At 43.2% G+C, this 16151-nt stretch carries 14 protein-coding genes; 7 read left to right on the top strand and 7 right to left on the bottom strand.

Annotated features, from left to right (window positions below; all coding sequences use genetic code 11):
- Positions 1-9 precede the first annotated feature (9 nt).
- The gene (locus F612_RS0108790) at positions 10-2286 is read left to right on the top strand and encodes an AsmA family protein (protein ID WP_157760525.1); all 2277 of its coding nucleotides are present in this window, start codon (positions 10-12) and stop codon (positions 2284-2286) included.
- An 18-nt stretch (positions 2287-2304) separates the two neighbouring features.
- On the opposite strand, the gene trmB is transcribed toward F612_RS0108790, so the two are convergent.
- Positions 2305-3063, bottom strand: a complete 759-nt coding sequence (gene trmB / locus F612_RS0108785) for a tRNA (guanosine(46)-N7)-methyltransferase TrmB (RefSeq protein ID WP_019557396.1) — start codon at positions 3061-3063, stop codon at positions 2305-2307.
- A gap of 83 nt (positions 3064-3146) precedes the next feature.
- Between trmB and mutY the strand changes: the two genes are divergently transcribed.
- The gene (gene mutY / locus F612_RS0108780; protein ID WP_019557395.1) at positions 3147-4223 is read left to right on the top strand and encodes an A/G-specific adenine glycosylase; all 1077 of its coding nucleotides are present in this window, start codon (positions 3147-3149) and stop codon (positions 4221-4223) included.
- Position 4224: 1 nt separating this feature from the next.
- Positions 4225-4494, top strand: a complete 270-nt coding sequence (locus F612_RS0108775; RefSeq protein WP_026329702.1) for an oxidative damage protection protein — start codon at positions 4225-4227, stop codon at positions 4492-4494.
- 156 nt (positions 4495-4650) lie between these two features.
- Here F612_RS0108775 and hemE read toward each other — a convergent pair whose 3' ends face one another.
- From hemE to trxA, 5 genes are all read right to left on the bottom strand, one after another.
- Positions 4651-5715: a uroporphyrinogen decarboxylase gene (gene hemE, locus F612_RS0108770; RefSeq protein WP_019557393.1), complete on the bottom strand. Its 1065-nt coding sequence runs from the start codon at positions 5713-5715 to the stop codon at positions 4651-4653.
- 142 nt (positions 5716-5857) lie between these two features.
- On the bottom strand, positions 5858-6667 hold the full coding sequence (locus F612_RS0108765; protein WP_019557392.1) for a thermonuclease family protein: 810 nt from the start codon (positions 6665-6667) through the stop codon (positions 5858-5860).
- 227 nt (positions 6668-6894) lie between these two features.
- Positions 6895-7143: a type B 50S ribosomal protein L31 gene (locus tag F612_RS0108760; protein WP_019557391.1), complete on the bottom strand. Its 249-nt coding sequence runs from the start codon at positions 7141-7143 to the stop codon at positions 6895-6897.
- A gap of 173 nt (positions 7144-7316) precedes the next feature.
- Positions 7317-8573: a transcription termination factor Rho gene (gene rho, locus F612_RS0108755; RefSeq protein ID WP_019557390.1), complete on the bottom strand. Its 1257-nt coding sequence runs from the start codon at positions 8571-8573 to the stop codon at positions 7317-7319.
- Between the two features lie 156 nt (positions 8574-8729).
- The gene (trxA, locus tag F612_RS0108750) at positions 8730-9044 is read right to left on the bottom strand and encodes a thioredoxin TrxA (RefSeq protein ID WP_019557389.1); all 315 of its coding nucleotides are present in this window, start codon (positions 9042-9044) and stop codon (positions 8730-8732) included.
- 515 nt (positions 9045-9559) lie between these two features.
- Here trxA and uvrD point away from each other — a divergent pair.
- The 3 genes from uvrD (at position 9560) to F612_RS0108735 (ending at position 13390) form a co-directional block, all read left to right on the top strand.
- Positions 9560-11836, top strand: a complete 2277-nt coding sequence (uvrD, locus tag F612_RS0108745; protein ID WP_019557388.1) for a DNA helicase II — start codon at positions 9560-9562, stop codon at positions 11834-11836.
- 8 nt (positions 11837-11844) lie between these two features.
- Positions 11845-12534 (top strand): ABC transporter ATP-binding protein, encoded by a 690-nt coding sequence (locus F612_RS0108740; RefSeq protein WP_019557387.1) that lies wholly within the window; start codon positions 11845-11847, stop codon positions 12532-12534.
- Positions 12535-12598: 64 nt separating this feature from the next.
- Entirely contained in the window at positions 12599-13390 is a 792-nt protein-coding gene (locus F612_RS0108735; protein WP_019557386.1) for an ABC transporter permease, read from the top strand.
- 37 nt (positions 13391-13427) lie between these two features.
- Here the strand turns inward: F612_RS0108735 and F612_RS0108730 are convergent, their stop codons facing one another.
- On the bottom strand, positions 13428-14090 hold the full coding sequence (locus F612_RS0108730) for a rhodanese-like domain-containing protein (RefSeq protein WP_019557385.1): 663 nt from the start codon (positions 14088-14090) through the stop codon (positions 13428-13430).
- A gap of 515 nt (positions 14091-14605) precedes the next feature.
- On the opposite strand from F612_RS0108730, the gene F612_RS12485 reads away from it, so the two are divergent.
- Positions 14606-16066: a TlpA disulfide reductase family protein gene (locus F612_RS12485; protein ID WP_019557384.1), complete on the top strand. Its 1461-nt coding sequence runs from the start codon at positions 14606-14608 to the stop codon at positions 16064-16066.
- The last annotated feature ends 85 nt before the right edge of the window (positions 16067-16151 follow it).

Here is a 16151-nt window from a genome sequence, read left to right as displayed (position 1 = left end):
TGAATGAAAGTGAGTAAACAGATTTTTTTTAAATGGTTAAAGCGCGGAATACTGATCCTTGCGATTATTCCAATATTGTTGTTTTTGGGATTTGCAGGCGCGGTGAGTCTGATTGATTTTAATCAGTATAAGCCCCAAATTGAACAAGAGATCGAGAAAATGACGGGTCATGATTTTAAAATTGAGGGTGCGGTAGAAGTCTCTATTTTGCCTTTTATGTTCAATATAGGGCAGATGTATTTGAGAAATACCGAGGGGTTTTCAGAAGAAAATCTTTTGTCGGTTCGAGAAGTTCAAGTAGAGCTTTCATTGGCTTCACTGTTTATGGATAAAGAAATTTCGGTCATTAGTTTGGAGTTGATTGAACCAAAATTACACTTAATCAAAACCAAAACAGGTGATAACTGGTCCGATATTCAACTTATTTCACAATGGTTCTCAACATTACCTGGTGCCTCGATCTCTCCCTCATTAGCACATTTAACGCACCCTTTAACTCGAGATGATCATCCCCCGACTGCATCAGAGTGGTTTGATACCTTAAAGCGGGTTGACGTGAATACTCCGCAGCCGAAAGCGTTACAGCCGAGTTTTGATTGGGCATTTGACAGTCTCGTTATACGTCAGGGTGAATTTCAGTTAGAGAACCAGGTTTCAGGAGAGTTGACGAAACTTTCAGCCATCAATATTCTGACCTTTGATGTCATCAAGGGAAAGCCTTTTGACGTGAGCAGTGAGTTTACTTACCAACAGAGTCCTTCTTTAAGAACCTATGATTTTCATCTGAACACCACTTTGGAAATGTCTAATCACTTCCAACAGTGGACTTTAACGAATTGGGATGGCCTGTTTACATTTAATTTACCGGCCAAAGAGAATGTCCCTTCCGTCCGTTTGACCACGTCTGGACAGCGTTTTGTTGTGGATTTGCAAACACAAAATATTCATGTTGTTAACGCCAAATTAGCCGGGTTAGATGCTGAATTGACCACCAGTTTTTCAGGTCTTTTTGGACGACACTCGGCTCTGAGTGGTTCGGTTGATTTGAAGGGTTTAAACTTTAAAGACTGGGCCTATCATCTGGGCTTACCGTTGCCGGTTTTTATTGAGCAAAAAGCACTCACAGAAGGCAATGGTCAGTTTGCATGGCAGTGGGATGGTCAAGCACTTTTATTGAAAGAGATTAAGTTACAAGTTGATCAAACTCAGTTAAAGGGATCTATCTCCTACCGAGTAGGAGATGAGCCGACTTTAACATTCGATTTGAGTCTTGACCAGCTGAACTTAAAGACATATCTTGCTGAATATAACTCCAAATACAGCGCCAAAGATCCGTCGCCTACAAAAAAGACCAGGCCTGGTAAGGTCAGTTTACACCATGCCCAAAAATCACCTGATGTCATGCCTCAAGTCCCCCGGGAAAGTTATTTGCCAGTGGGTTTGCCGATTGAAAAATTGCGAAATTTAACGGCCAGTGGTCAGTTGAGGATTAATCAGTTAAATGGCAGAGGGCTAAGCATGTCGTCCCTGCAAGTCACGCTACAAGCAAAGCAAGGTGTATTGTCATTTGCCCCTCTGGATGCAGAGCTCTATCAAGGTCAGTTACGTTCTAAGCTCATCTTGGATGTCACTCAGGAAACTCCAAGCTATCATTGGAGAGGTCGTTTAAATCAAATGGATTTACAGATGGCTTTTGCTTCTAATGCCGACCAGCCTATATTAGATGGTGTGATGAGCAGTCGCTTCGATTTGCAGACTAAAGGTGTCAGCAATAAGACACTTAAGAAAAATCTTGAGGGTCTCTTTTCATCTGAAATGAAACACGTAAAACTTCAGGGCTTAGATGTAAACCAGCTATTAAATGGGACGTTGGAAATGCAGAATGCCAGTACCTTGCTGGAGGATGTCTATCTGGCTGGAAAATGGCATCAAGGGGTTTATTCTGCAAAACGCCTTCATGCCAATAGTGAACGTTTTTCGGGCAGTGGTTCGGGGACCTATGACCTGAATACGGCTGAAATCGATAGTCAGTTTTTATTGGCGATAGAAAAACCAACACAGGCCTTATCCGTGTTAAAAGGGGTCACGGTACCTTTGAACTATCAAGGGTTTTTACAAACGAAAGGTGAAATTGCTTCTGAGAATGGTGTTGAGAAGCGGGCTGGAAAGGATGGTCTTTATGAAAAAGCCCGTTGGAAAGTCGATATGAGTAAACTTATGGCCTCGCCAGCATATCACCAACAGCAGAAACAACTGATCACGCAGTTAAGCAGCCTATTGCAATAGGTCAGTTTTCACAGGATCTTAAATTCGTTCGAAGATTAAATCCCAAACACCATGGCCTAAACGATGACCGCGTTGCTCAAATTTTGTCAGTGGACGGTAATCTGGGCGAGGCGTATACGCTTGATCTCCTGCCGTATTGCGATAATTGGATGCTTCACTCATCACGTCCATCATCTGCTCGGCATAATGTTCCCAGTCCGTTGCCATGTGAAAATGTCCACCTAATTTAAGGTGGCTAGCAACGGTTTGTGCAAATTCGGCTTGTAGAATGCGGCGTTTATTGTGTCGCTTTTTATGCCAAGGATCTGGAAAGAACAGATAAAGTCCGGCTAAGCTGGCTTTTGGAATGCATCGGGCTAAAATTTCAATGGCATCATCGTTAAAAACACGCACATTGGTTAAACCTTTCTCTCCTATCAGTTTCAACAAAGCGCCAATGCCAGGACGATGTACTTCAATACCGATATAGTTTTTATCGGGGTTGGCTTCAGCCATAGCAGCTAGGCTGGTACCCATACCAAAACCTATTTCAACAATTGTCGGTGCAGCACGGTCAAAGACTTCTTTAATATCGATGAGTTCATCTTGTAACTCTAAGCCGAAGGTCGGCCAAAGTGCATCAATCGCATTCTGTTGGGCTTGAGATAAGCGGCCTTGACGCAGCGCAAAGCTCCTAATTCTAAAGTCTTTAGGTGCTGTATTTTCATTCGCAATGTTCGGGTCAAGAGTGGATTCTGATGAGCCGATTGCAGGTGTGTCTGAAGGTATTTGAGTCATAATGAAATCTGAATGGGTTACGTTAAAAATAATCGGTATAGTATACCGTAATTCACAGTCTATTTACCCGAAGAAACGTCCATATGTCTGATAGCTCTACTTTAAAGGAATCCCATTTTTCCGCCAAATTGCTCGCTTGGTTTGACCAAAGTGGTCGCCATGACCTACCTTGGCAACTGGATATAACACCTTATCGCGTTTGGGTTTCTGAGATTATGTTACAACAAACTCAAGTCAAAACGGTAATACCCTACTTTGAACGCTTTATGCAGAGTTTTCCAAATATGCAGGTCTTGGCAAGTGCTTCTCAGGATGAAGTGTTGGGGCATTGGGCAGGTTTGGGTTATTACGCCAGGGGACGAAACCTACACAAGGCTGCGGTGATGATTCGGGATGAATTTGAGGGAGAATTCCCAACTACTTTTGACGAAATTCTATCCTTGCCTGGTATCGGGCGTTCTACGGCCGGAGCTATCTTATCGATATCGCTTGGACAGCGCCAAGCCATTTTAGATGGCAATGTGAAGCGTGTATTAAGTCGCTATCTAGCGCTAGAAGGCTGGCCGGGTGAGAAGAGTAACGAGAAAATGCTGTGGTCTGTTGCAGAGTTGTTAACTCCTGATGTGCGATTTAATGATTACACTCAAGCGATTATGGATTTGGGGGCGACTCTGTGTACGCGTTCAAAACCGCAATGTGGAAAATGCCCCGTTGCGGAATATTGTGAGGCGCGACAGCAGGATAGAGTGTCAGAGTTTCCTTTTTCTAAGCCTAAAAAAATCAAACCCATTAAAACAGCCTATTTTTTAATTCTAGAGAATCAGCAAGGTCAAGTGCTGTTGCAACAACGGCCGCAGAAGGGCATTTGGGGTGGTTTATGGAGTTTCCCTGAGTATCCCTGTCTGCAAAGTTGTCAGACGGAGGTGAAAAGGGCGCAAACAGGAACCGGGTCTGCTCAGAGTTTGGTAGAATGGGAAGTATTCCGTCATACATTTAGCCATTATCATTTGGATATTCATCCAGTGATGTTTCAAGGTGTTCGCGAAAATAGTATGCAATTGGAAGGTGAGTGGGTTAACAAACAACAGTTGTGTCAAGCTGAGGTGAGTTTCGGAGTGCCTGCTCCAATTAGTAAAATAATGACTCTTATGGAGAAATAAAATGTCTAGAAAAGTAAAGTGCGTCAAGATGGGTGAAGAGTTGGAAGGTTTAGATTTTTTACCTTTTCCAGGAGAGCTCGGTCAGAAAATTTATGACAATGTCTCTAAAGAAGCATGGAAACAGTGGTTAGCCCAACAAACGATTTTGATTAATGAATACCGCCTTTCAAGTTTAGACCCAAAGGCGCGTAGTTTTTTAGCAGAAGAGATGCAGAAATATTTATTTAACGATGAAGACGTTGATATGCCTGAAGAATTTAAAGCGTTATAGATAAATAAATGTGCATAGTTTGTGCAAAGGATGGTTAATGCCTTTGTCATAAATGCCAACAACCCTAAAGGTCTGCTTAATGACTTGGGGGTTCTAGCGTAAAAAAGCCCGCATCGCGGGCTTTTTTGTCAGTTGGTTTTAAGAATGCCTTAAATGCTACTTGTGATACTGACCACTTAATTCGGTTACCGCTGTAATAAAGGCACCTGCATGCTCTGGATTGATCTCTGGGTGAATACCGTGTCCCAGATTAAAGATGTGCCCTGTACCATGCCCATACTGCTCTAGGATAGTAGCTACTTCTTGGCGAATGCGTTCTGGAGAAGCGTATAGGATACAAGGGTCCATATTGCCCTGAAGCGCAACTCTGTCTCCCACACGCGCACGAGCTTCATCTATATTGATTGTCCAGTCGAGTCCGAGCGCATCAGCCCCCGTGTCCGCCATGGCTTCTAACCATTGTCCGCCACCTTTAGTGAATAAGATAACCGGCACTTTGCGACCATCATAGTCACGTATCAGACCATCCACAATTTTATGCATATAACGTAAAGAGAATTCGTTATAGTCGCGTGGGGTTAAGACTCCCCCCCAAGTGTCAAAGATTTGTACAGCTTGTGCACCAGATTGAATCTGCGCATTTAAGTAAGCGATAACTGAGTCGGCTAACACATCCAAAATGTGGTGTAGTGTTGCCGGTTGGTCAAACATCATCGCTTTTATTTTAGCGTAAGTCTTACTTGATCCACCTTCAACCATGTAAGTTGCGAGTGTCCAAGGACTTCCTGAAAAACCGATTAAAGGGACGCTACCGTTTAGCTCTTTACGGATAGTGCTAACAGCATCCATCACGTAACCTAAGTCAGAAGCCATGTCTGGGACAAATAGTTTTTTCGCATCTGCCATGGTGCGAACAGGCTTACCAATGATTGGGCCTTCGCCTGTTTCAAATCTTAAATTTAACCCCATGGCATCTGGAATCGTTAAGATATCAGAGAATAAAATCGCTGCATCTAATGGGAAACGCTCTAACGGTTGAAGGGTTACTTCACAAGCAAGTTCTTTATTTCGACATAAATCCATAAAGGAGCCAGCTACTTGACGGGTTGCACGGTACTCCGGAAGATAACGTCCTGCTTGTCGCATCATCCAAACAGGCGTGCGGTCAACTTCTTGTCTAAGAAGTGCACGTAAGAAACGGTCGTTTTGTAGCTCTGCCATCGGAGGGCCCTTTATCTGAATAAAAGAAAGAGACTATTCTAGCGGAAAGTAGGCCGTGCGAAAACTAAAAATGACCAGGCCTGGTCATTTTTAAGTAAGTCTCAATGGTTATGACGAGAGTTAGAGTGGTTTAAGACGACTATTATGTGGCCGGATTCAATTTATCGATTGAGTAAGGGTGGTCGATAATCATAAACATCACGCCTTGATAGAGGTAAGCCTGGCCACGTACCTCAATGGTTTGACCTTTGAGCTTTTTAATTTGACTGTAATCAAAAAAGTCCCAATATCTTTTTGGAACGCGAATGCCAGTGGTATCCATATTAATGATGTAGTTAGTTGAACTTTTTTCAACCTTTAAAACCTTCCCCTGAATAATACGAAAGCCTTCATCTTGCGAGGTAAGCTCACTGCTTTTGGCAAGTGGGAAATGTGACTCCGGATGCTTGGCAAGGTAATCCCATAACTGAAAACCGCCTTTACGCGCTTTTTTCTCAGCATCAAAGTAACATTTCATATGCTTGATATTGCCATTTTCGATGCGGGTGACGGCAAAACCACTTTCCAGAATTTTTTGTTGAACATTGGTGCCGTCTCTCAGAAAGAGATGAACCAGTTGACGACCAAATTCATCGACTTTAGTCTTATCATATTCCACGCCGACCTCTAGGTCATTATTTGCGAGGAGCTTATTGAAAAAGGTTTGCGATTCTTTCGCCAGTGGCTCGCCTGGGGTGTGGAATTTTTGCTTACGTTCAATTTGTGGTGCATACAGACCGTTTAAACGGACGCGTTTGCCCTGAATGATCAGGTTGCTACCGTTGGTTGCGTAGGTGGCTTTGGTCCATAGGTCGATTTTGTCGGCCGCGCAGGAGTCCTCGGCGGCTAAGGTGGACCAGGAGAGTAAGCTTGCGCTGATTAAGAGAAGCAGTGAGAGCGTTGTTTTAAACATAGTTCCGATTCTAATGGCTTTTGAGAGGATTACAATGTGTTTGTTCCGTTCTGCACAAAGTCGCCATGATTAAAGCAAGTGTTGCGCCAGGCAGAGGTCGAGTTCTAAGGTATTATTTTCGCAGGGTAAGTTTAGTTTATCTAAATGACGGGCATAAAAAAAGCGCTAACGACAAACTGTCGGTAGCGCTTTTGAATAGAATTTTAGGAAATTTCCTAAATAAACTATTAACGACGAGCGTATTTCTGCTTGAACTTCTCAACACGACCTTCAGTATCGACAAGCGTTTGCTTACCAGTATAGAAAGGGTGAGATGCGCTAGAAACTTCCACACGTACTAGTGGGTAATCGTTACCGTCTAGAGTGATAGTTTCGCCTGAAGTTTTTTCAATGGTAGAACGAGTAATGAAAGTTTCGCCAGTTGAAATATCCTGGAAAACTACATCTTTATACTCTGGATGAATGTCTGCTTGCATAATGACGGTCCAATTAATTAGTTAATTCTGTAAAAGAAAAGCATTATATTCACATAAATAGTAAATGCAAGTTCTTTTGTAATTAAGGTGATTCTAAATGCAGGAGTTTACTGAAATAATCTCCTGCCTAGTTTTAGGTTTAAAGACCTAGGTGGGCTTTAAATGGTTGTTTTTTAGCGTTTCATGGACTCAAATAAAACGGCATTTGTTTTAGACACTTTCATTTGATCAATTAACGTTTCGATTGCATCGACTTCATTTAACGTTTGTAAGAAACGGCGTAGAATCCAAATATTTTGGAGCTCATCGGATGTCGTCAGTAATTCCTCTTTACGAGTACCTGACTTAGTGATGTTGATCGCAGGGAAGACTCGTTTTTCTGCAATACTACGAGAAAGGTGAAGTTCCATATTACCGGTCCCTTTGAACTCTTCAAAGATGACTTCATCCATCTTAGAGCCGGTTTCAACCAAGGCCGTAGCAATAATGGTTAAAGAGCCGCCTTCTTCGATGTTACGTGCCGCACCAAAGAAACGCTTCGGACGGTGTAATGCATTGGCATCCACACCACCCGTTAAGATCTTCCCGGAAGAAGGGACAACCGTGTTGTAAGCACGCGCTAAACGAGTAATTGAATCGAGCAGAATGATGACATCCGTCTTATGTTCCACTAAACGCTTAGCTTTCTCAATCACCATCTCGGCAACCTGTACATGGCGGGTCGCTGGCTCATCAAAGGTAGAAGAAATAACTTCACCTTTAACCGTGCGCTGCATTTCGGTCACTTCTTCTGGGCGCTCATCAATCAATAATACAATCAAATAAGCATCAGGGTGATTCTCAGCGATAGACTGTGCCATCTGCTGCAAAATAACCGTTTTACCTGATTTTGGCGGCGCCACAATCAATCCACGCTGACCTTTACCAAACGGTGCCGCAATATCGATGATACGCGGTGCGATATCTTCGGTACTACCATTACCAATTTCCATGGTTAAGCGTTCAGTAGGATGCAGGGGCGTTAAGTTTTCAAAAGCAATTTTCTTACTTGCAATGGCAGGGTCTTCATAGTTGATGGTTTCAACTTTTAACAGTGCAAAATAACGCTCGCCTTCTTTTGGTGGGCGAATCTTGCCTTGAATTGTGTCACCTTTACGTAATCCAAAACGACGAATTTGGCTAGGAGAGACATAGAGGTCATCCGGGCCAGCCAAATAGGAGCCATCGGCAGAGCGTAAAAATCCAAAGCCATCTGGCAGAATTTCTAATGCACCTTCACCAAAGATGTCCTCACCCTTTTTCGAGTGCGCTTTTAAAATAGCAAAAATAATATCTTGTTTACGTAAGCGAGCTAGATGATCCAGCCCCATGGTCGCTGCTAAATCAAGTAGAGAAGCAGCGGATTGTTTTTTTAAGTCTAATAAATGCATAGTTTTTTGGGTATCTGTAGGATTGTATTAAGGATCTTTGGTTTAGGGTCAGTCTCTTTAAAAAGAGAGAGTCTAAATAATTTTGGATTCGTAAGAATTTCGAAAGGATGGACGGTCATTCCCCTAAGCGTTTATTGCTGGCTTAGGGGGAGCAACCTAAAGGTTGCCGTCTAAAAATGTATTCAATTGCGATTTAGACAGTGCACCTACATGGGTTGCATCAACTTCACCATTTTTGAATAACATTAATGTTGGAATGCCACGAACACCATATTTAGGCGGCGTTGCTGGGTTTTCATCAATATTGAGTTTGGCAACTTTCACTTTACCTTCGTATTCGGTTGCTGCATCATCTAAAATTTGGGCTATCATTTTACAAGGTCCACACCATTCAGCCCAAAAGTCGACTAGGACTGGAATATCTGATTGTAGAACTTCTGTTTCAAAATTAGCATCGCTTGTTGAAATCATAATTTCTCCTGAAATTTTCTGTGTTTCTAGTTGTTTATACTTCTAAAGAATGCACTCATGCTCAATTTACACGTTCTGTTTCAAAGCGTGAAAAGAGGCCGGTTTAGATTCGTTTAGGGATGTTTCTGATGATGAATAGGCTGGTAATTTTTAGATTTTAAAGCCATTCAATTGAATCAATGAATTTTGATTATTTGCAATTATTACATGAACAAATAGAGTAATGCAAGGTTTTTTATATAAAAAAGGGGGGGTGGTTTGGCCCTAGTGTGTGAAGAAACCGTTAAGATAATCCATTTTTTAAATTTTGTTATCGATTTTATGACCTGCTATCGGGCTCTTGCCGTGCTGAGAAGCGGTAAAAATTACTTGAATTACAGAACCCATTCAACAATGGTCAAGTGAGTGACCTTAAATTGCGATAAAATCTGCATCTCATTAAACTTAACTTAAGTTTACCGACTTTTCATTGTGCTAATAATAGCACTGAATACATTGAACCGTTTTGGAACCCCATGGATATTTCTTATATATTAAATGATTTAAACGACGCGCAACGTGAGGCAATTACCGCCGAGAATACGCACGCCCTGATTTTAGCCGGGGCAGGCAGTGGTAAAACTCGGGTCTTGGTGCATCGTATTGCCTGGTTAACCCAGGTCATGGGATTCTCACCTTATAATGTACTCGCCGTCACCTTTACGAATAAGGCGTCGAGTGAAATGCGCGGCCGTATTGAATCATTGATAGGCCAACAGGCTGGTGGCTTAACCATGGGGACCTTCCATGGCATTGCTTATCGACTATTACGCCAGCATCACCAAGAAGTGGGTTTACCACAAAGTTTCCAGATTTTAGATTCGGATGATCAAAAACGGGTCATTAAACGTCTGTTGAAAGCGATGGAGTTGGATGAGAATCAGTGGCCACACAAGCAAATTCAAGCCTTTATTAATGGCGAGAAAGAAGAAGGCCGACGTCCGCATCATATTGACATAGGGCATAACCCTTTTGTCGGTAAGATGGTGCAAGTTTACCAAGCCTATGAAGAGCAATGTCAGCGCTCAGGCCTGGTGGATTTTGCCGAGTTATTATTAAGAGCTCATGAGTTATGGCTGAAAAACCCGCAAGTATTAGCGCATTATCAAGCGCGTTATAAACATATATTGGTCGACGAGTTTCAAGATACCAATAGCTTGCAATATGCCTGGTTACGTGTGTTAGCTGGAGGTTCAGGTAAATTGTTTGTGGTCGGTGATGATGATCAATCTATCTATGGCTGGCGCGGTGCTAAGGTTGAAAATATCCGTCAGTTTGAAGAGGACTTTGCGAATGTCAAACTGGTGCGTCTCGAGCAAAACTATCGTTCGACGGGCACCATTTTAAAAGCCGCCAATGCCTTGATTGCCCATAATACCACTCGTATGGGTAAACAGTTATGGTCTGATGGTGAAGATGGCGAGTTGATTAAAGTCTATGAAGCCTTTAATGAATACGATGAAGCACGTTATGTTTGTGGACAGGTTGAGGCTTGGTGTGAACAGGGTGGTTCACGCAATGAAGCGGCCGTTTTATATCGCTCCAATGCCCAGTCTCGTGTCATGGAGCAAGCCCTGATGCAGGCACAAATTCCTTATCGCGTTTATGGCGGCTTACGATTTTATGACCGCGCGGAAATCAAAGATATATTGAGTTACCTGCGTCTGTTGATTAACCGTGATGATGATGCTGCTTTTGAACGTGCCTATAACCATCCGCCACGTGGTATTGGTCAAAAAACAGCGGAGAGTATTCGAGAAGTTGCCAAACATAATCAAATTCCATTATGGCAAGCCGCTGAGCAATTGGTTGAGCAGGGTTTAACGGCACGCGCTAAAACATCAATTGCCAATTTTTTGGGGCTCATTGAAAGTTTAACGGAAGCCACTTTAGGTCTCGCTTTAGAAGATCAGATGTTAAAGGTCGTCTCGCGCTCGGGTCTGCAAGCCCATTTTGAAAAAGACAGTTCAGAGCAAGGTAAAGGCCGTCTAGAAAACATTGATGAGTTGATTAATGCGGCAGGTCAGTTTAAACAAATGCAATCACAAACCACCGCAGAAGGCCTACCCACAGAAAGCCAAGTGATAACCGATGGTGTCGATGCCATCGCGCAACAAGATGGTACTTTGTTACACACTCCGCAATATGACAATCCATTGGCTGACTTTTTGGCACAAGCCGCGCTAGAAGCGGGTGAGAAGCAAGCCGATGAGTGGGAGTCAGCGGTGCAATTAATGACGATTCATGCTGCTAAAGGGTTGGAGTTTCCATTGGTGTTTATGATTGGCGTTGAAGAGGGTTTATTCCCTTCGCAACGTTCCCATGATGATCCCGCCAGTTTAGAAGAAGAACGTCGCTTGGCTTATGTAGGTGTAACGCGAGCTGAAAAACAGTTGATGATTACTTTTGCCAATCATCGCCGCTTACACGGCACTGAAATCTACCCACAACCTTCACGGTTTATTAAAGAAATTCCAAGCGATTGTGTGGATCTTGTTCGTCTATCGGGTTCGGTTAGACCGACGGTAGCAGGGGGTTACAACACCGGAATGAATGCCAGTTTGCAAGCGGCATTGGATGCAGAAAATGAAACCGGTTTCAGTGCTGGCGAAGCCGTTTTTCACCAGAAGTTTGGGGATGGGACTGTGGTCGACACGGAAGGCAGTGGTGATCATGCTCGTATCAATGTTAATTTTAAAAATGCCGGTTCTAAATGGTTGGTGACCGCCTATGCTAATTTGCAAAAGAAGTAAGCGCGGATATGAAAACGAAATGCATGACAGCAAGTGCCACTATCGACTCTGCTAATACTACGGTTGAATTGCTAAAGGTGAGCAAGTTATTAACGACAGGCGTGTTGAAACCCGTTGACTTAACGATTCAGGCAGGTCAACTGTGGATATTGTCAGGAATCTCGGGTACCGGCAAGTCACAACTGCTGAAAGCCATCGCTGACCTTATTCCACATACTGGCCAGGCCTGGTTGAATGGTCAAGCGCAAGCGGATGTTTGTGCGGAGCAGTGGCGCCAACAGGTGATGTATTTTGCCGCTGAAACGGCTTGGTGGTTAGACACGATTATGGAACATTTTGTAGAGAATCCGAGTTCTCAGCAGTTAGAGGCCTTGGGTTTAGAGCAAAGTATCTTGCAGAAACATCCAGACAGTTGTTCCAGTGGTGAGAAGCAACGTTTGGCTCTGTTAAGAGGTTTAGCGTTTAATCCCAAAGTCCTATTGTTGGATGAGATTACGGCCAACCTCGACCCTGAAAGCACCCTGAAAGTAGAGATCTTTTTACAGCACTATATTCAAACACCTCTTTCGCAATCAGAGCAAACTTCATCCGCACTGCAAAATAAGGGCGCTGCTCGAGCTATTTTATGGATTTCGCATGACGTCCAGCAACATCAACGTTTGGCCCATCCTGAATTACAGTTGGTCTTAAATAAGTGAACTTACCGAAATTAAGACCAGGCCTGGTCGTTTTAAACAGCTGGCAAACGTTAGGATATTTAGTATGATTTTAATCAGTTATTGGGATCTATTGACCCTCTCTTTTTTGGTGTTTCTGCTCGGTGGAGTGCTTTGGTTAAATGGCTTTAGTCAGGTCAAACAGTTGTGGTGGGCGACCCTTAGAATGGCAGCTCAATTGCTCTTTATGGGTGTTTGGCTGAGTTGGGTTTTCTATGCAGAGAATGTGTTATGGGTAGTCCTAGTTGGCCTCGTGATGCTCAGCGCTGCGGGCTATGAAATCTCAAAACGACAGCAGTACCGCTTGAATAAGTTCCATGGTGTGTGGATAGGATTGCTTGCCTTGTCGTTTACCTCGTTAATGCTGTTGATTGGTGTATTGGTCTTTGTGATTCAGCCAGAGCCTTGGTATCAGCCGCAATATCTTATCCCTTTGCTAGGCATGTTATTGGGGAACAGTATGACATCGATCGGGGTCGGATTAGATACGCTGACACGCAGCGCGGTGCAACTGAAGGCTAAAATTGAAGCACAACTCGCCCTGGGGAAAACAGCTAAACAATCTATGCAGTTCATTAAAGAGCAAAGTTTGCATGCCGCTATGATTCCTGTGATTAATATGTTGGTCGCCGCAGGCATTATTTCTCTACCTGGGATGATGACGGGGCAGATCTTAGCCGGAGCAGATCCGGCCGAGGCGGTAAAGTATCAAATTATGATTATGTTGTTGATTGCCACGTCTACCGGGTTAGGGACTCTCATCGCGATCGAGATTGCCAGTCGCCGATTGTTTGATGATCGTCAACGCTTACAACTTGATGTTCTCAGTAAAGCATAAGTTGTCGTTATAAGCGTTTAATCTCGGTAGTGCTTGATCACTTGACTGTCGTCAAGCCTAATGAATTCCATGCCTGCATACCGCCCCGATACCAATGGGTTTTATGGGCAGGATAACCCATGCTCACCAGCGCTTTGATATTAGTCGGCGATTGGCCACACCAAGGGCCATTGCAGAACAATACCAACTCTTTGGCTTTAGAAAAATCCCAGATATTATCTTCAATCGTTGCCCCAAAACGATCCGTTAAAATGCTTTCAACCACAATCGGTTCGTAGTTTGAGGCTTTACGGTAAAGTTGTGTCCAGGGAATATTGACCGCACTGGGGATGGTGCCTTTAGCCACCCAATCAGGCGTTCTAGAATCAATAATCAATAGACCCTTGTCACCCTTTGCAACACGTTGTAAAAAGCCAATCATCTCAATCTCACCAATGGTATGTACCCCAGGTAATAGCTGTATAGGTTGTACGCAAAAGGGCGGGCACTCTCTTGAAGTCAACGCATAGTCATCAATGATTTTGTTCTGGGTATTTTGATTACGCTGGATAGTGACGGGTTTGCCTTGGTGTTGTACGGTTATGGAGCCAATGTCTTGAGTGATATTGACCTTAAACTTGGGTTCAGCTGTTTGGGCGAAAGCCGTACCGCTCACCATGAAGGCAATAATGCAGATGGGCAGAAACTTATGGTGGTTCATGTTTATTCTCCCTTGATAATTATGGACAAGAATGATTTGAACCTTTATTTTAATCTAAAAGAGATTAAACCCACTAGGTTAATAATAATGTTGTTTTATAAGAGAATTTAATGAATGTTTTGAGCGGTGGATGTTTTTATTTTAATTAAAACCTGGCAGGTCTAAGGCTCTACTATGCTTAGCAGGTTAAGACCTTTGTTTTTATCGTTTATAAAGTGAGTGTTATTTTATGCCGTAAACGAACTTTTAGCCTGTATTGCCTAAGATTAGGCAAGGTAAAGCAATCCAATGATCACGGTGATGCAGGGTTTAAAATAGATGCTGAGTCGGCCTTTAAATTTTTTACTGCTCAAATGCGTGCTTAACATACATTCCCATGCTTAATTTTCGTATACAGCGGTATAGGTTTGTGGTCTACTCTTAGACTTAGTCGGTATTTAAATACGCAATTCTGTTTAACGTTTTACAAAGTTTATTAAACTTTTTAGAATCAAATGGTTGAGGATTTTAGAAGAATGCTAAACGTGGTTGTTTTTTTCGGTAAAATTTGGATTAAACCAGGCCTGGTAACGTTGTGGGCGCTATCATTGGTATGTGTTTCTAATGTATTGCATGCACAAGAAAAACCAATTATTCAACCGGATGCTGTTCAGCAAGAGAAGGTGCTTTGGAGTTGGCATGAGGCCTCCATTGAGTTAAATGATACGAGACTCAATTTACAAAAACTGATTCCCGTTCGAGAGCTTAAATCGGTACCAGTAATACAAGCCCGTTTGCTGTGGTTGCCTTCCGAATACGGTGTCTTATCTGCCGAAAAGAAACTGGCTGAGCAATTGGCACGTTATGGCATCGAGAGTTGGTTTGTCGATCTCTATGAACCGCTGTTTTTATCGCCGACACCCAGTGCGGTCGACGAAATACCGACAGAGTGGCTTTCACAGCTAATTGGGTTAGCTCAGACAAGCGCGATACAAGAACAGGTTACCTCAATAAATATCGACTCCGAGCAAACCAAAATAAACCAACCCAAGGCAAGCATAACCGCCTTATGGGTTGTGGCTGCCAATAAAGCAGGGCAACTCGCTGTGCGTGGCTTGCAAGATTACCAGAAAACGCCCCAAAACCATTTAGGATTGATTTTACTTAATCCTAATCTGTACCTAAATACCCCACAGCCCGGTGAAGAGGCTCAATATTGGCCGCAGGTTGCCGCATTAAATTTACCCGTGAGTATTCTGCAAGCCGAGCTGTCGCCATGGCGTTGGCGGGTAATGACTTTAGCAGATTCCTTAGAAAAGGCAGGCAGTGACGTATTTATTCATCTGCAACTCCAAACCCGCGATCGCTTCTATTTTCGTCCAGATGCGCTGCCGGTTGAGCAGCAACAAGCAAGTCAATTAGCCGATAAAATACGTCGAATGCTCTCTTTGCAGTTACCCTATCTGTCAACTGAACGTCACTCTTTAGCGCTCAAACAAACTGATTCTATGCCGGTTGAAGATACTCGCTCAGTCGAACTTCAGGCGTTTAAAGGCGAACAAAACAGACCGCTTAATCTCATGAGTACCACGGGTCAAAAGGTCAGTCTGGAGAACTATAAAGGCAAAGTAGTGTTACTGAATTTCTGGGCAAGTTGGTGTCCGCCTTGCGTTCATGAGATGCCCTCAATGGCGCGTTTAAAAAGTCATTATGCAAACAAAAACGCACAGCAAGATTTTGAAATACTCGCTGTGAACTTGGGGGAAGATTCCACCGAAGTGGAGGCCTTTCTAAAAGCTCATCCTGTCAACTTTCCAGTATTGTTAGATGAAGCAGCTATTGCCGTTAAAGATTGGAAAGTCTTTGCTTATCCAAGCAGTTATCTCATCGATAAAAAAGGGCAAGTACGCCTGGCGTTGTTTGGTGCAACCGAATGGGATGCCAAACAGCATTTACAGAAAATAGAGACATTGTTAAACGAAAAAAGCGCGGATTAATCCACGCTTTTAAAGATGACCAGGCCTGGCACGTACTGCGGCTTTAAAATGTTATGTGAGCGCAGGGTCAAACCCTAAGAGCCAA

The sequence above is a fragment of the Thiomicrorhabdus arctica DSM 13458 genome (assembly GCF_000381085.1).
Classification (GTDB): Bacteria; Pseudomonadota; Gammaproteobacteria; order Thiomicrospirales; family Thiomicrospiraceae; genus Thiomicrorhabdus; species Thiomicrorhabdus arctica.
This window is presented reverse-complemented; position numbering and strand designations above follow the sequence as displayed.